The sequence below is a fragment of the Radicibacter daui genome (assembly GCA_030657355.1).
Lineage (GTDB): Bacteria > Pseudomonadota > Alphaproteobacteria > Radicibacterales > Radicibacteraceae > Radicibacter > Radicibacter daui.
The window spans coordinates 145252-159199 of the sequence record CP131057.1; the positions used below are offsets into that span (position 1 = coordinate 145252).

The window sequence follows — 13948 nt, forward strand, 5'->3', positions numbered from 1 at the left end:
CAGGGAAAGATCAGGGCGGCATGCACAGCATGCCGCCCGTTTTCTTCAGCGCAGGCGCTTACGCCGCTGGCAGTCGCAGTTCCTTGCGCAGAATCTTGCCGACCGGCGATTTTGGCAGTTCCTCACGGAACTCGAACCGCTTGGGCAGCTTGTAGGAGGTGAGTTCCTTGCGGCAATGGTCGCGGATCATCTCGGCGGTCAGGTTCTGGTCCCGCCGGACGATGAAGGCCTTGACGCATTCGCCGGTCGCTTCGTCCGGTACGCCGATGACGGCGACTTCCGCGACACCTTCGAGCCTGGAGATGCAGTCCTCCACCTCGTTGGGGTAAACATTGAAGCCGCTGACGACGATCATGTCCTTCTTGCGATCGACGATATGGAAGAAGCCTTCCGGATCCATCGTCGCCACGTCGCCGGTATAGAGCCAGCCGTTGCGGATGCTCTTTTCCGTCTCGTCCGGCCGGCGCCAGTAACCCAGCATCACCTGCGGCCCGTGGATCAGCAGCTCGCCGGGCATGCCGGCGGCGACATCCCGGCCTTCATCATCCACGATGCGGCAATCGGTGCCCGGCAGCGGCACGCCGATGCTGTTTTCCTTCACCAGCGAGCCCAGCGGGTTGAAGTGGGTAACCGGCGAGGCTTCGGTAAGGCCATATCCTTCGATGATGGCGCTCTGGGTCAGTTCCCGCCAGCGGATGGAGACGGCCTTATGCAGCGCCATGCCGCCGGCAACGGAGAATTTCAGCGTCCTGGGCGGCGCTTCGCGGAACCAGGGCTCGTTGAGCAGCGCGGCGAAGAGCGTGTTGACGCCCGTCATCAGCGTGATCGGGTAACGCGCCAGCGCGGCCTTCATGTTGGTGAGCGGACGCGGTGACGGGATCAGGATATTGGTGCCGCCGATATGGAAGATGCCGAGCAAATTCACCGTGAAGGCGAAGATGTGGTAGACAGGCAGCGCCGTCAGGCAGATTTCGCCGCCCCAGGTCAGCGGCTGGCTCATGAACTGGAAAGATTGCAGCGTGTTGCTGACGAGGTTGCCGTGCGAGAGCATGGCGCCCTTGGCGATGCCGGTGGTGCCGCCGGTATATTGCAGCGCCGCCAGGGTCCCGAGTTCAATGCCTTCATCATACGCTGCCGCCTTGCGCGGATCGCCGCCAAGCGTCTTCAGGAAAGACGTGTGGGCAAAACCGGCGACGGGAATCTGTTTGCGCACATGGCGCATGACGAAGGAAACCAGATAGCGGCGCAGGGTCGGGAGCAGGTCGCTCACGCAGGCGAGTACGACATGTTTGAGGCCGGGTATCTTTTCCGGATGCAGCCTGTCGGCGAAGAGATTGATGACAACCGCGGCCCGCACGTCGGCATCGTTGAACTGCCGTGTCACCTCCGGCTCGGTATAGAGCGGGTTGGTGTTGACGATGACGCAGCCGGCCTTGGCGATGCCGAAGGCGACGACCGGGTAGGCCAGACAGTTCGGCATCTGCACGCCGACACGCTCACCGGCGGCAAGGCCAAGCGTCTCGCGCAGATAGACGGCGAAGCGGTCGCTGAGCTCATCCACCTCGGCGAAGGTCAGGCTGCCTTCGGTGCCGTTGGGCAGCACGATTGTATAGGCGATGCGCTGGCCGTATCGGGCGGCGGCATTACGAACAAGTTCGCCGATATTGCGTACCGGCGGACCGGCAAAGTCAGGACTCACACCAGGGGGATAGTAGGGGCGCCAAAGCTGTCCCTGAAGCATTCTCGGACCTTTCTTCCCTATGACCTGGCCGCTTTTCTCATTCTAGCAGAGATTGTCGGCTGTACCGGGGTCATTCATCCGCGCCCCGATTTCCTTTCCACAATGATACTTAGATTTCGATTGGTCCAGGGTTTCTGCGCCCTGAGGACAAAAGGGAGCAATAAATACCCGGTCCGCCATCCCGTTAACCAAGCCATGCGCCCCACTCATGCTGCACTGCGAAAAACGCAAGGGGACACTCAGCTGGAAGCGGTTACCTTTTTCGAGGCGAGGGTAGTGATGAGGAGCTGCTCGCGCCGGCGGACCCGCCGCGTGCCGGACATTCCGGCATCGGGTTCCGATCCTGTGGCCCTTCGGCCAGAGGCTGCGAAAACGGTAAAAGCCGGTCGCGCCCGTCAACAATCCTGGCTCCGCTCCCGATCAGGGAGGTGGAGTGACCCGTCAAAGGGTTCCGGCCGGTTCGACCGCCGGGACCGACAGACAGCAAGGAGCAGTCGACATGCTGACCCGCATCGTGAATTCCCTGAGCCAGTCCCTCCAGCTGTACCGCGAGCGTGCGGCGACCATTGCCCGCCTTGAGGCGATGCCGGACCGCGCCCTTGCCGATATCGGCGTGCCGCGCGCCCGCATCCGTCAGGTCGTCAAGCTGGCGCAGCTGCGCCGCATGAGCCTGCCGGGCCTTGTCGCCGCCGATGCGCCGAGCCTGCTGCAGACCATCTATAGCGGCGAAGAACTGACCGTCGACGAGGCGGTGTTCTCGCGTTTCGGCGTCGGCAATCTCTTCGAGCAGGCCGCCCGCCGCCCGGCCGATCACGCTGCCTGAAGCCGTAACGGACAGGCACCTTTCAAAAAGCAGCAAGGCCCGGACGATGATCGTCCGGGCCTCTTTTTTTGGCGTCCGCTCGGTGGCAGTGCGTTTCTTACTGCTTGGAGTTCACCGCCGTCTGGGTCATCTGGTCGGTGGTCGTGATGATCTTCGTCGCCATCTGGTAGGCGCGCTGACTGATGATCAGGTTGGAGAATTCGCTGGCGATATCGGTCGTGGAAGCTTCGACGGCATAGGGGGTGACACCGCCAAGCGGCTCCTGGCCGTCCGGTGTGGTGCCGCCGGAATAATAGTAACTCATGTCACCGGCATCAGCCGTGTAGGAGAAATCCTGCCCTTCAGCCGGTTTCAGCCCGTCATCATTGTTGAAGAACATGATGGGCAGTCGATAGAGCTTCAGCTCTTGGCCGTTGGAATAGCTGCCAACCAGGAAGCCCTGATCATCGAAGCCGATATCCTCAAGGTCCCCAGGTGGATAGCCATTATCAGTCGTGCGTGGCGGAATAAAATCGCTCGCATACTGTGTTGTCTTGCTCAGATCCATAGTGATCTGCTGGCCGTTACCCAGGGTGACGGTAAAGTCTGACGGGGTCGGGGTGTTGCCCTGTCCCGAAGCCTCGGCGCTGGAGCCGGCGGCGGGTGTTTCGAAAGTGACGTCCTGCGATGCCAGGATCGTTCCGCCTTCGGTGTCGCGGGCCTGCACGGTCCAGCCATTGTCATCGGCAGTCTTGACCCACTCCACCCAGTATTTCGACGGGCTGGATGAGTTGGCGGCATAATAGGTGACGTTGGTGCCAATTGAATCCCCGGTCTCGGTCGCGCTGGGAATGTTGGCCTGATAGGTCATGGTCGTCGTCGCGCGGCCGGCAAGCTCGGGCGCAGCGGTCGAGGTGTTGATCTCGATGGGCTGAAGGACGGTTGTCGTCTGGCCGGTGAGGCTTACCGGATACCCCATGAGATAGTTACCGGAATTATTGACCAGCCGCATGATGCCGTTGGTCTGGTCCGGGGCGTTCGGATACTCCATCTTTTTGACGAAGTTGCCGTCGCGCGTATAGCGCAGGTCCGATACATCCGTGCTGCCAGGGGTCGTTTCGGTCGGGAAGAATCCGCGTCCTGAAATGGCGATGTCCAGCGAACGGTCCGTCGGGGTGATCGTGCCCTGGTTGCTGATCATATAGTCGGCGGTTGCACGCATGCCGTGGAAGAAGCTGCGCTGTTCGGGCGCGCTGACCCCGTACTGGTCGCCATGCGATGTCAGCAGGTCGGAAAAGAGAATGCGCTCGGACTTGTAACCGACGGTCTGGGAGTTGGAGATGTTGTTGCTGATCGCGGAGAGCGCCTTGCTCTCCCCGTTCAGGGCATTTACCCCAACTGCAAAATTGCCGAACAATGTACTCATCGCATCCTCGTTCCGGCCTGGGCTGGCAAAGCCAGCAACAGGAAATCGGCCCGGACCTCAGTGTCCGGGCCGCTCCTCATCTTCAGCGAACCAGATTGACCGTTTCTTCCAGCATGCTGTCGGACGTCGTCACGATACGGGCGTTGGCCGAGTAGGAACGCTGGGTCACGATCAGCTTGGAGAATTCGTCGGCGATATCGACGTTGGAACCTTCAAGGCTGGAAGCCGAGATGGTTGCCGCGCCGCTGCCGCCGGGGTTGGTGTAGGCCGCCTCGCCACTGTCGAAGGTGGATTTGTAGGCGTTGCCCTGGGTCAGCTGCAGGGCGTTGGGGTTGTCGAAGACCGCGACCGGGATCTGGTAGACGGTCTTCTTGCGGCCGTTGTCGTAGTTGATGGTGACGTAACCGAGTTCGTCGATCGTCAGCTCGCGGAAGGAGCCGGGCGGCACGCCGTCCTGGTTGGTGCGCAGGAAGTCGATCTCGGTGCCGGCATACTGGGTAAGGCCGGTGCTCTTGCCATAGTTGCCGAAGCTCATGTCGATGGTCTGGCGCGCCTCGTCCGGCAGCACGCCGTCGGTGAGGTCGGAGCCGGCAGCGGCAAACACGACATTGAGAGGCAAGGTAGCTTCCGCACCCACCGTATTGGTGATGTCGACGCCGTCGATATCCCAGGGTTCGTCGAAGTGCAGCAGGAAGCTCTGCGTGCCATCTGCGCTGGTAAGGGCGACCGGATCGACCGTGATGTTGCCGGCGGCATCCACGGTGTAGTTGATGCGGCCTTCACTGTTGAGTGGCAGCATGCCGGTATAGACGGTGTCGCCGATGGTCATGGTGACGCGGCCATCGCTGTCGATGCTGTTCACCTCGATGCCGCCCGCCGTCACATTGTCCGGCACGGCAGTGGCGTGAACGCTGAGCGGGGCGGTGCCGGAGCTCATGGTCGCGCCAGAGCCGCTGTAGGTAGCGTTCTTCGCGAAGGCCTGCAGCACCTTGTCGTAAGCCGTGGTCGGGATACCAGTGCTGGCGGTGATGACGTTGTCGGTGGAGTTGTCACCGCCCCAGGCCACGCCCGTCGTTGCACCCTGGAAGCTCACCACCAGCGAGCGCTGCTGCGTGAAGGAGAGCGAACTGTCGGAGGTGTCCACCAGGCGCACTTCATTGGTGCCGGCCGTGCCACCACCGAAGGTGCCCGTATAGGTGCGGCCACCGGCCTGCACGGTAATTTCACCGCTGGTGGCGTTGTAGCTGGTAACGGTGAAGCTGCCGGCAGTGAAGGCCGAGGGCGACGCCGAAGTCGCAAAGGTCACGCTGTCAGCGGCCGCCGTACCGGCAAGCGACAGGGTGTTGCCGGTGAGGTCGACCGAGAGGTTACCCGCACCAACGACAGCATCGACCGCTGACTGCAGGTTGGCCGTGGTGATGGTGGTCGGGACCGTCACACTGAAGGTGGTGGTGGTGCCGCCGATTGTGGCGTCGAAGGTCAGCGTCTGGCCGGCGATGAGGCCGGTAACATCCAGACCTTCACCGGCACCGGCGCCGGCCGGCGCGGCACCGGCGGCGTAGCTGGTGACGGTCTGGCCCATGCGGACACTGAGCGCATCGTCGGAGGTGATGCCGGCGAGATCGCCATTCACCACGTCCTGATCGGAGGCAAGGCTGTCGGCGCCCAGCATCGTGTTGAGAACCGCGGTCACGTCCGAGGAGGCGAGGCGGTCCGGCAGATTGATGCTGAAGGCATCCTGAGAATTGCCGGTGGTGGTGGAGGAGGTGATAGTCTTGGCGCCCGTCACATCGTCCACGGTGCCGGTCTCTGTGCCGACATTGATCAGCGTCACCGGGCCGTTGACCTGGCCGCTGCTGTTGAGCGGGATCTTGCCGCGGTAAATCTTGTCGACATAGCTTTCGTCGAGGCCGTCAGCCACCGCGCCGGAGGCGGTGATGTTGGACAGGCGAACGGTGATCTCGCCGGTCGAGGCATCGTAGCTGTCGAGGATGAACTGGCCATCGGCAAGCGCGCTCGAGGTGGTGTCGAGATCGGCGCCATCACCGACATCCTGGAAGGCGCCATTGAAGCTGGCAACCTTGAGCGCGTTCTCCAGTACGCTCTGGGCGGCATAGTTCTGCATCTCGGTGATGCTCTTGATCGAACCGGCGGAAACACCGGCCGCAGCATCATCCTCGCCGTAGAACTCATAGCGATAGCGGATACCGCTGACCGACAGATTGGTGGTTTCGTTATTGAGCAGCGTCGGCGCGAAGGAGAAGTCGCTGCCGGTTGCCGTGGCATACCACACATTGGTGTTGATGTAGGGAGTGCCGCCGTCGCTGCCGAGCTCGCCCAGCACCGTGGTGGTGTTGCCGGCGGCATCGGTGGTGATGGTGGTCGGGTGGCTCCACGCGTAGTTCAGCGTATGCGCGCTGCCGAGCGCGTCATAAATCTTGACCTGCGTGGGGGAGAGATCGATGAGGTCGCCGATCTTCGACACGCCCTTGGGCGGAGCGGTGACGGCATTCTCGCTGACGTCATCATCGGTCGTGATGTTGGCCGGCAGGTTGGCGCTGTAGTCGATGGTGGTGGTTGCCGACGGCGCATCGCGCAGCTGGGAAATCTGGATCGGCTCCAGCGTCGTGCGGTCGACGATCAGCTGGTTGCCGTTCTGCGTCGCAGACCAGCCGTTGAGGAAATACCCGCCGGTGTTGACGAGGTACCCATCCTTGTCGAGCGTGAAGTCGCCGGCGCGGGTGAAGTAGGGGTCGTTCTCGAAGGTCGGGTTGCCGCTGGCCTCGCCGTTCTGCTTGGAGACGGAGAAGAAGCCCGAGCCGGAGAGCGCCATGTTCGTCACCTGCGAGGTGCTGGTGATGGTGCCCTGGAGGTCCGTTGCGCGGAAAGGCGTCGCGACCACGCCGCCCGGCTCATGCGTGCGGGCGTTGGAGACGCTCACCAGCGTGGTGAAGCGGCTGTCGACCTTCTTGTATCCGGTCGTCTGGCTGTTGGCGACGTTGTCGGAAATGATGCCGAGGGCCTTGCTTTGGGCCTGCAGGCCGGACACTGCGGTATTGAGAGCGCCAGAGAGCGACATGGGACGACCTCACGAGACTAGAGCGGTTGGCGGCAAAGAACGCCGGGTTGCGTTCGTGTTGCCAAAATAAAAGCAATCTCTGTGCCAGGTTTCGGCAGCTGGTCCGTATAAAGAGATTTTCCCGCTTTTGCTGGGGTTTAACCCCCTGTCGATGCCGGCCAGGCCCGGTACGACGCGGTTCGGGCCCCCTTGCCTGGCGGAGATTTTCCTGCCTGCGGCAGAAATTGCCGTGACGCGGCGGGGTGCCGAACGGCGGCGTTTTTGACCCTGCAAAGATTTGGCCGAGGCGGCGCTGTCTAAAAGGAAAAAGGCCCGCCTGCGGGGAGCAGGCGGGCCTTTCAGTCTGTGTCAGCGGAAGGGTAAACCTCCCGGCCGAAGAGGCTTTACTGCACCATCTGGATAACGGTGTCGTACATCTGCTGCACAGCTGTCACCACGCGGGCGGAGGCGGAATAGGCGCTCTGGAGCGTGATCAGGGCGGAAAGTTCTTCGTCCATATTGACCCCCGAGATGGATGAAATCTGGTCCTGCAACGTGTCGACCAGGTTCTGCTGGTAGGAATACTGGGTGGAGAAGTTGTTTGCCTGCGTGGCGTTTTCGGCCACGATCTGGCCGGCATAGGAAATGATCGAATTCTGCGTGGCGCCGCCGATCACGACCTTGCTGGTCAGCGCGGCATCCATGGCGGTGGCGGTGGTGCCATCGCCCGGCAGCACGCGGAAGATACGGGTCTGCGGATTGCCGGAAAGGTCGGTGCGCAGCACGCCGTTGGAGAGGTGGCCGGGGTCGGCCACCAGATCGTCGCGTACCTTGATGAGCTGCGAAATCGTGCCGTTGGGCGTGCCGGACGTATCGGCCACGAAAAAGTCGTTGAGGCCGAAGAAGTAGCTGACATTGCCCTGGCGCGGGTTGTTGGGGTCGACGCTGACCGTGGCCGGCTGGGTGCTCTTCATGGTCACGCTGGTGACCGTGGGACCGGTGGTGAAGCTGTTGGCTTCAAACGGGTTGCGCACGACGGAGATCGACGAGGTATCGCTGTCGGAGAGGATCGTCAGCTTGCCGTCCTGAATGGTCATGCGACCGCCGACAAGACCGGGTCCGCCTTCTGTGCCCGGGGACGTGGGCAGCGGAGTCTTGAGGCTCGGGAACTGGGAGGAGATAACCCCCTGGCCATCCGAGAAGCCGTTCACCGCATTCATCAGGTCGGCAATGGTGACAGGCACCGTCGGCGGGTTCTGGTCGATATTGACCGAGCGTTGCAGCGCGCCGATGTCCACGCTGATGCGGGAGACGACGCTGCCGTCGGTGCGGTCCTTGATCTCGACTTCGTAGAAATAGGTATTGAGCGGCAAAAGGCCGGCCGACGGATCGACCAGCGTATCGGCGGCCGAGACACTGGCGGTGCTGGTAGAGGCGACCGAGGTGCTGGCAAGGCCGATATGGCCCGAACCGCCGACGGAGGGGGACGGGAAATCGAGCTTGCCGCCGAGATCGTTCTCGCTGACGGCAAGCTGGAAGTTCTTGTCGAGCGACGTGATCTTGATCTGGCCGGTCGCGCTGTCGAGCGAGGCGGTGATGTTGAGATCGGCAAGGCCGGGCTGGCCGCTCACCGTCGAAGGCACCGGGTAGCCGAAGCTGGTGTTGAGCGGCGGGTCCTGCGAGGTGATGACCGCCTGCACCTGCGCGAGCGAGGTGATGGTGTTGGTTTCCACCGGTGTGCCGAAGGTCGCCGGGTTGTTAGCCTGGCGATAGGCATCGAGCGTGGTGAAGTCGCCGTTGATGGCGGCAATGATCTGCTTCACTTCCAGTGCCGGCGGCGTATAGACGCCGCCCGACTGGTAGGCGGGGTTGTCGGGGTCGTAGATCAGCTCCTGCAGGGCGCGCAGGTTGATCGTCATCGAGCCGGCCTTGCTGGAGGCGTCGGTGCTGGGGTCGGTGACGTCGAGCGTAAAGACGGCGTCCGTTGCCAGCGCACCGCCATTGAAGGCCTCGGCACTGATGTTGGTGGTGGTGCCCGCCGGGGTGAGCGTGATCTGCGTGCCGGCCAGTGAGGCCGCGATCGGGTTATTGCTGTTGCTGTCAGTGAGCGCGTTGATATCGGCCACCAGCTGGGCAAGGTCCGGTGCGCCGGCACCATCATCCTTGACCACGACGCTGAAGAATTCCGAGCTCGGCAGCTGGGCGCGCAGCACGATGGTGTCGCCGACCGACAGCTCGTTGGTGTTGGAAAGCAGGAGCTCGCCCGGCGTGGCCGTGGAGGCCGTGGTGATGGTCTTGGCCGTGGAGGTCACCGGCAGCGAGCTGTCGGGAATGCCGGAGGTGAGGAAAGTCTGGGGGCTTTCCAGCTCATAGGCCGAGGTGACGGTCGGGTTGCTGTTGACGATGACGCCCTTGCCCGGCGCCGTCGATTTGACCTCGAGGCGGCCGTTGGGGTCGACCGTCGCCTGGATCGGCACGGTGGTGCCGGCCGGTGTCTGGTAGGTGACGAGGCTGGAGGGCGGCGCCGAGCCGGTGCCGTCCCAGGTCGCGGGCGGATCGCCATAAAGATTGATGAGGTAAAGCACGTCGCGCATCGTCGGCAGATTGTCATCCGTGCCGTTCTGCGCGCTTTGCGTCGCTTTCCACTTGGCGAGCTGGTCCAGGTCGATCTGGATCATGTTGGAGACCTGGCCGGTCGCCTGGTCGGTGATGGCGAACTCGACCAGCCCCTGGGCGAAGGGCAACTGCGCATCGAGAATGTCGCCGCGGGTGGCGCTGCCGTCGCCCGTCAGCAGCGCGCCCAGCTGCACCGTGCCGACAAGATCGGAGGCGGGATCGGTGGAGGCACCGTCATTATGGACGCGGTTGACCGTTTCCTTGATCGAGGAGGCGAGGTCCTCGATCTGGTCCTGAAGGCCCGGCAGTACATTGTCGCGCAGGTCCAGCAGGGCGCGCAGCTTGCCGTCGGAAATGAGGTTGGTGATGTTGAGGGTCTGCGTGCCGTCATCCAGGAAGATGCCGTAGGGCGGCGTGCTGACGCCATCTGTGTAGGCCATGCCGGGCTGGATGTTCGAGGTCTGCTGGAAGGTGACCTTGACCGCGGTTTCGCCATCCGTCAGCACCTGTCCGGTGGAGAGATAGACCGCCAGACCATCAGAATTGGTGCTGATCGCCTTGACGCCGAGGATCTCGTTGATCGACTTGATGGCGGCGTCGCGCTTGTCCTCGATATCGCTGCGACCGGAATTGGCGCCGCTCGTCATCGACTGCAGGGCATCGTTGGTCTGCAGCACGATCTTGAGGCTGTCGTTCAGCTTCGTCACCGCATCGGCTATCTGCTGATCGGCGTCGTTGCGCATGTCCTGCAGCGAGGTGGAAATGTTGCGGATATCGTTGGTCAGCACCGAGGCAGCGTTCACCACCTGCTGTTTGTTGCCGGCGGCGCTGGGGTCGGTCGCCATATATTGCAGCGATTCCGTCAGCGCGCTGATGCGCGCATCAAGGCCGGTGGTGCTGTCCGGCGTGCCGAACAGGTTCTGAATCTGGGTGAAGTAGGTGTCCATCGTATCCAGACGGGACAACGTGGCCGTCTGGATATTCATCTCCGAGGTCAGCTGCGTGGAGACCACGCGCTCGATGGAGCTGATGGTAACGCCCGAGGACTGGTTGCCGGCCAGCAGCGCGTTGTAGGAGACGACCTTGCGGCTGTAACCGTCGGTATTGGCGTTGGCGATATTCTGCGAGACAACCGCAAGCGCAGCCTGCTTGGCAGCGAGGCCGGACATGGAAATGCTGAGGGCTTGCGAGATGCTCATGGTGCTTGTCCGTGACGCGGAAGACACTGGTCCGCTGCCGAACAAGCAAGCTCCGGGCCATTCGTTACCAGGCGCGGAAAAACTGGGCTGTGACGAAAGGGCGCGGCGCGCTGCGGGCGGCTGGCGGCAGAAAATGCCCCGCCACACCCGTCAGGATTTGCCGCCCTCCCGGCGCAGGGCCGGCAGGGTGCCGGCGCGGCCTTTATTGCTGGGGGATGTTTTCGCCGACAAAGTCGCTGGGCGCACAATAGAGCCCGCGCTGGCGCACCTTGCGGCAAAGCTCGGTGGCTGAATCCTTGCTGGGCAGCGGCCCGGCTTTGATGCGGTAGAAGGTGCCGCGCCCGTCGCCGAAATCGATGGCGGATTCCCGGGCGCTGAGGCCGGAAAAGAGATCGGGGTACTGGCTGCGCATTTCCTGCCAGGCGCGGGCAGTATCGGCTTCCTTGCGCAGGGAAACAAGGTGGATGCCAACCCCGCCCGACGGCACGCCGGCGGTGGAGCTCACCTCCGAGGGCTGGCTTTCGGTAGAGGGTGCGGGGGCCGGGGGCTGGGCCATGGGCGGTGCCGTCATGGTGGCCGCCTCCTGCGCTGTCTTGGCCGGGGCCATGCCGGGGGCCGGCAGCAGATCATCTGCCTCCTTGTGGCGGCTGCCGGTGGTGCCGGGCGCAATCGGCGGCAGGACGGCATCGGCCGGCAGGATGGAGCGGGGCACCGCTTCATTGCCATTGAGCACCACACCCACCGGCGGTTTGGCAGGTATCTGCGCAGCAGCGGCGGGGGCCGGCGTTGCTGGCCTGGGGGGCACTGCTGGCATCGCGGCGGCAGGCTTGGGGGCTGCGGGCTTGCTGGCTGGCGGCAATGGCTTTTGCGCAATCGGCGGCTTCATGCCCTCCAGCGCGGCGCGCAGGGAATGCACCTCGTCGGTGAGGTCGGCCAGCGCCGTGCGCAGCTCTTCATTCTGCTGGGCGGTCTCTGCGGCCATCTTCTGCGCCGCCATTTCTTCCGGACCCGGCTGGCTGGCGCAGCCGGCAAGGCCCGCCGCGGCGAGCGCGGCTCCTGCGAGCAGCAGGACCTTCAGCGCCGATCGGTGAGCTCCAACAGCAGCCATCCCCAAATTCCTTATTGTGTTCCGGGCTTTGCGACCCCCCGTCGCCCAGCTTCACGCCGGTATCGTTACGATGCCGGAGAGCGGGGCCTGACCGCAAGCCCCGTTGCAGGCGCGGGCATTTGGTCTAAAACGGAAGTCATGCCGCATAATGGAAGCGGTGGATGGGGCGAGCATGATGACGGATGAACAGGCAGAGGCCGCAAAGCCTGAGCGCGGGGCTAAATCGACGGACCGGTCGGGGCAGGTACAGAGCCTCGTACGGGCTCTGCGGTTGCTCAGCCTCGTCTCCGAAGCGGAGGAGGGGGCGAGCCTTACCGAGCTTTCCAACAAGGCCGGCCTTGCGCCTTCTACCTCGCACCGGCTGCTCTCCACCCTGCAGCAGGAAGGTTTCGTGCGGTTTGACCAGGAACGCACGCGCTGGCTGGTGGGGGTGAATGCCTTTATCGCCGGCGCCGCCTTCATGCGCACGCGCGACCTCTCCCGCATCGCCCGCCCGCATATGCGCCACTTGATGGAAGAGACCGGCGAGACGGTGAACCTCGCCATCCATGATCGCGGCGAATGCGTTTATGTAAGCCAGGTGGAATGCCGGCAGATGATGCGCGCGCTGGCGAGCCCGGGGGCGCGTGTGCCGATGCATGCCAGCGCCGTGGGCAAGGCCCTCCTGGCCGCGATGGAGCCGGCGGAAGTGGAAGCCATCCTTGCCCGCCACGGCATGCCCCGGATCACGGCCCGCACCATCGCCAGCCCGCAGGCACTGGCGCAGGAACTGGAACAGGTGCGCCGGCTGGGATATGCCGTGGATGACGAGGAACATGCGCAAGGTCTGCGCTGCGCTGCCGCCCTCGTCTGGGACGAGAATGGCGAGCCGGCCGCCGCCCTGTCACTCTCCGGCCCGCTGGTACGTATCTCAAGCCCGCGTCTGGCCGAGCTCGGCCGTCAGGTCGGGCTGGCCGCGCGCAAGGTAACGGCGAGTTATGGTGGTTCTGCCGGATCTTTCTGAGCGGCTTCAGTCGCCAGCCTCGATCCAGCCCTCCGAGACCAGGACGCAGTCCCCACCAAGCCGCACCTTCAGCGCGTGGCCGAACTGGACCTCGGCTGAAAGGCGCAAAAGGCTCGGCCGGCCCATGGCAACCCCCTGGCGCAACTGCCAGTGCGTGGTGCCGTCTGTTGCCGTGGCGGCAAGATAACCGGCGGCGGCGCAGGCTGCGGAGCCGGTGGCGGCATCCTCATGATGCTGGGAGAACATACGGGCATAAAGCGCGTGCGGGCCGCCCTCGTCCGGCGTCAGCAGATAAAGCGCATAGGCTCGGCCGGTTGCCGCCGCGATGCGGCGCCAGGCGGGCAGATTGAAAGAGGCGGCATCGACAGCCTCCCGGCTGCGCAGCGGAACGATGAAATAGGGAACGCCGGCACTCCAGAGCGGCGCGGAAGCGCTGATATCCTCGACCGGGACATTGAGGATTTCGGCGGCTTCAGCTTCGGTAAGCCCGGGTTCGTCCCGGCGAAACGGGGCCAGCGGCGCGGTGAAGGTTGCGCTCAGCAGCGTGCCCTTGCGGCTCACGTCGGCGGGGACGAGGCCGACCTTTTCCTCCAGCACGACCGAGGCTTCGTTTTGCTCCTCCGCCAGCAGCAGGCTCGCCGTGCCGACAGTCGGATGCCCGGCAAAGGGCATTTCATGGACCGGCGTGAAGATGCGGACCTTATGTGTTGCCCCGGCAGCCTCCGGCCTCAGGACAAAGGTTGTTTCGGAGAGGTTGAACTCCCGGGCGATCTTCTGCATCTGCGCATCGGACAGTCCTTCCGCTTCGGGCAGCACGGCGAGCGGGTTGCCGCCAAAGCGCTCCGCGGTGAAGACATCGAGCGTGACGAAACGATAGCGCATGGAAGCCTCTTTTCTCCATCGGCGAGGGCAGCTCGGACGGTGACCGTCCGCAGCGGCCATGTTAAACCGAAAATCCTTTCAGACCGGTAACGCCGCTCACAACGCGCTACGCC

At 63.7% G+C, this 13948-nt stretch carries 8 protein-coding genes; 2 read left to right on the forward strand and 6 right to left on the reverse strand.

The window, feature by feature from the left end:
* Positions 1-58: 58 nt before the first annotated feature.
* Positions 59-1741 (reverse strand): AMP-binding protein, encoded by a 1683-nt coding sequence (locus QTL98_RS20485; protein ID WP_445682681.1) that lies wholly within the window; start codon positions 1739-1741, stop codon positions 59-61.
* Between the two features lie 499 nt (positions 1742-2240).
* Between QTL98_RS20485 and QTL98_RS20490 the strand changes: the two genes are divergently transcribed.
* Positions 2241-2564, forward strand: a complete 324-nt coding sequence (locus tag QTL98_RS20490; protein ID WP_445682682.1) for a DUF1127 domain-containing protein — start codon at positions 2241-2243, stop codon at positions 2562-2564.
* A gap of 97 nt (positions 2565-2661) precedes the next feature.
* Here QTL98_RS20490 and QTL98_RS20495 read toward each other — a convergent pair whose 3' ends face one another.
* From QTL98_RS20495 to QTL98_RS20510, 4 genes are all read right to left on the reverse strand, one after another.
* Complete coding sequence (locus tag QTL98_RS20495; protein ID WP_445682683.1) at positions 2662-3969, reverse strand: flagellar hook protein FlgE; 1308 nt, start codon at positions 3967-3969, stop codon at positions 2662-2664.
* Positions 3970-4051: 82 nt separating this feature from the next.
* Positions 4052-7048, reverse strand: coding sequence for a flagellar hook-basal body complex protein (locus QTL98_RS20500; RefSeq protein ID WP_445682684.1), 2997 nt, complete (start codon positions 7046-7048; stop codon positions 4052-4054).
* A gap of 383 nt (positions 7049-7431) precedes the next feature.
* Positions 7432-10842, reverse strand: coding sequence for a flagellar hook-associated protein FlgK (gene flgK, locus QTL98_RS20505; RefSeq protein ID WP_445682685.1), 3411 nt, complete (start codon positions 10840-10842; stop codon positions 7432-7434).
* Between the two features lie 202 nt (positions 10843-11044).
* Entirely contained in the window at positions 11045-11950 is a 906-nt protein-coding gene (locus QTL98_RS20510; RefSeq protein WP_445682686.1) for an SPOR domain-containing protein, read from the reverse strand.
* Positions 11951-12122: 172 nt separating this feature from the next.
* Between QTL98_RS20510 and QTL98_RS20515 the strand changes: the two genes are divergently transcribed.
* Positions 12123-12953 (forward strand): IclR family transcriptional regulator domain-containing protein, encoded by an 831-nt coding sequence (locus QTL98_RS20515; protein WP_445682687.1) that lies wholly within the window; start codon positions 12123-12125, stop codon positions 12951-12953.
* Between the two features lie 6 nt (positions 12954-12959).
* On the opposite strand, the gene QTL98_RS20520 is transcribed toward QTL98_RS20515, so the two are convergent.
* Complete coding sequence (locus QTL98_RS20520; protein WP_445682688.1) at positions 12960-13835, reverse strand: PhzF family protein; 876 nt, start codon at positions 13833-13835, stop codon at positions 12960-12962.
* Positions 13836-13948 lie beyond the last annotated feature (113 nt).

Bases quoted from the DNA above. Each gene is read 5' to 3' on its own strand.
- QTL98_RS20485 (WP_445682681.1), bottom strand. From the start codon at position 1,741: ATGCTTCAGGGACAGCTTTGGCGCCCCTACTATCCCCCTGGTGTGAGT.
- QTL98_RS20490 (WP_445682682.1), top strand. From the start codon at position 2,241: ATGCTGACCCGCATCGTGAATTCCCTGAGCCAGTCCCTCCAGCTGTAC.
- QTL98_RS20495 (WP_445682683.1), bottom strand. From the start codon at position 3,969: ATGAGTACATTGTTCGGCAATTTTGCAGTTGGGGTAAATGCCCTGAAC.
- QTL98_RS20500 (WP_445682684.1), bottom strand. From the start codon at position 7,048: ATGTCGCTCTCTGGCGCTCTCAATACCGCAGTGTCCGGCCTGCAGGCC.
- flgK (WP_445682685.1), bottom strand. From the start codon at position 10,842: ATGAGCATCTCGCAAGCCCTCAGCATTTCCATGTCCGGCCTCGCTGCC.
- QTL98_RS20510 (WP_445682686.1), bottom strand. From the start codon at position 11,950: ATGGCTGCTGTTGGAGCTCACCGATCGGCGCTGAAGGTCCTGCTGCTC.
- QTL98_RS20515 (WP_445682687.1), top strand. From the start codon at position 12,123: ATGATGACGGATGAACAGGCAGAGGCCGCAAAGCCTGAGCGCGGGGCT.
- QTL98_RS20520 (WP_445682688.1), bottom strand. From the start codon at position 13,835: ATGCGCTATCGTTTCGTCACGCTCGATGTCTTCACCGCGGAGCGCTTT.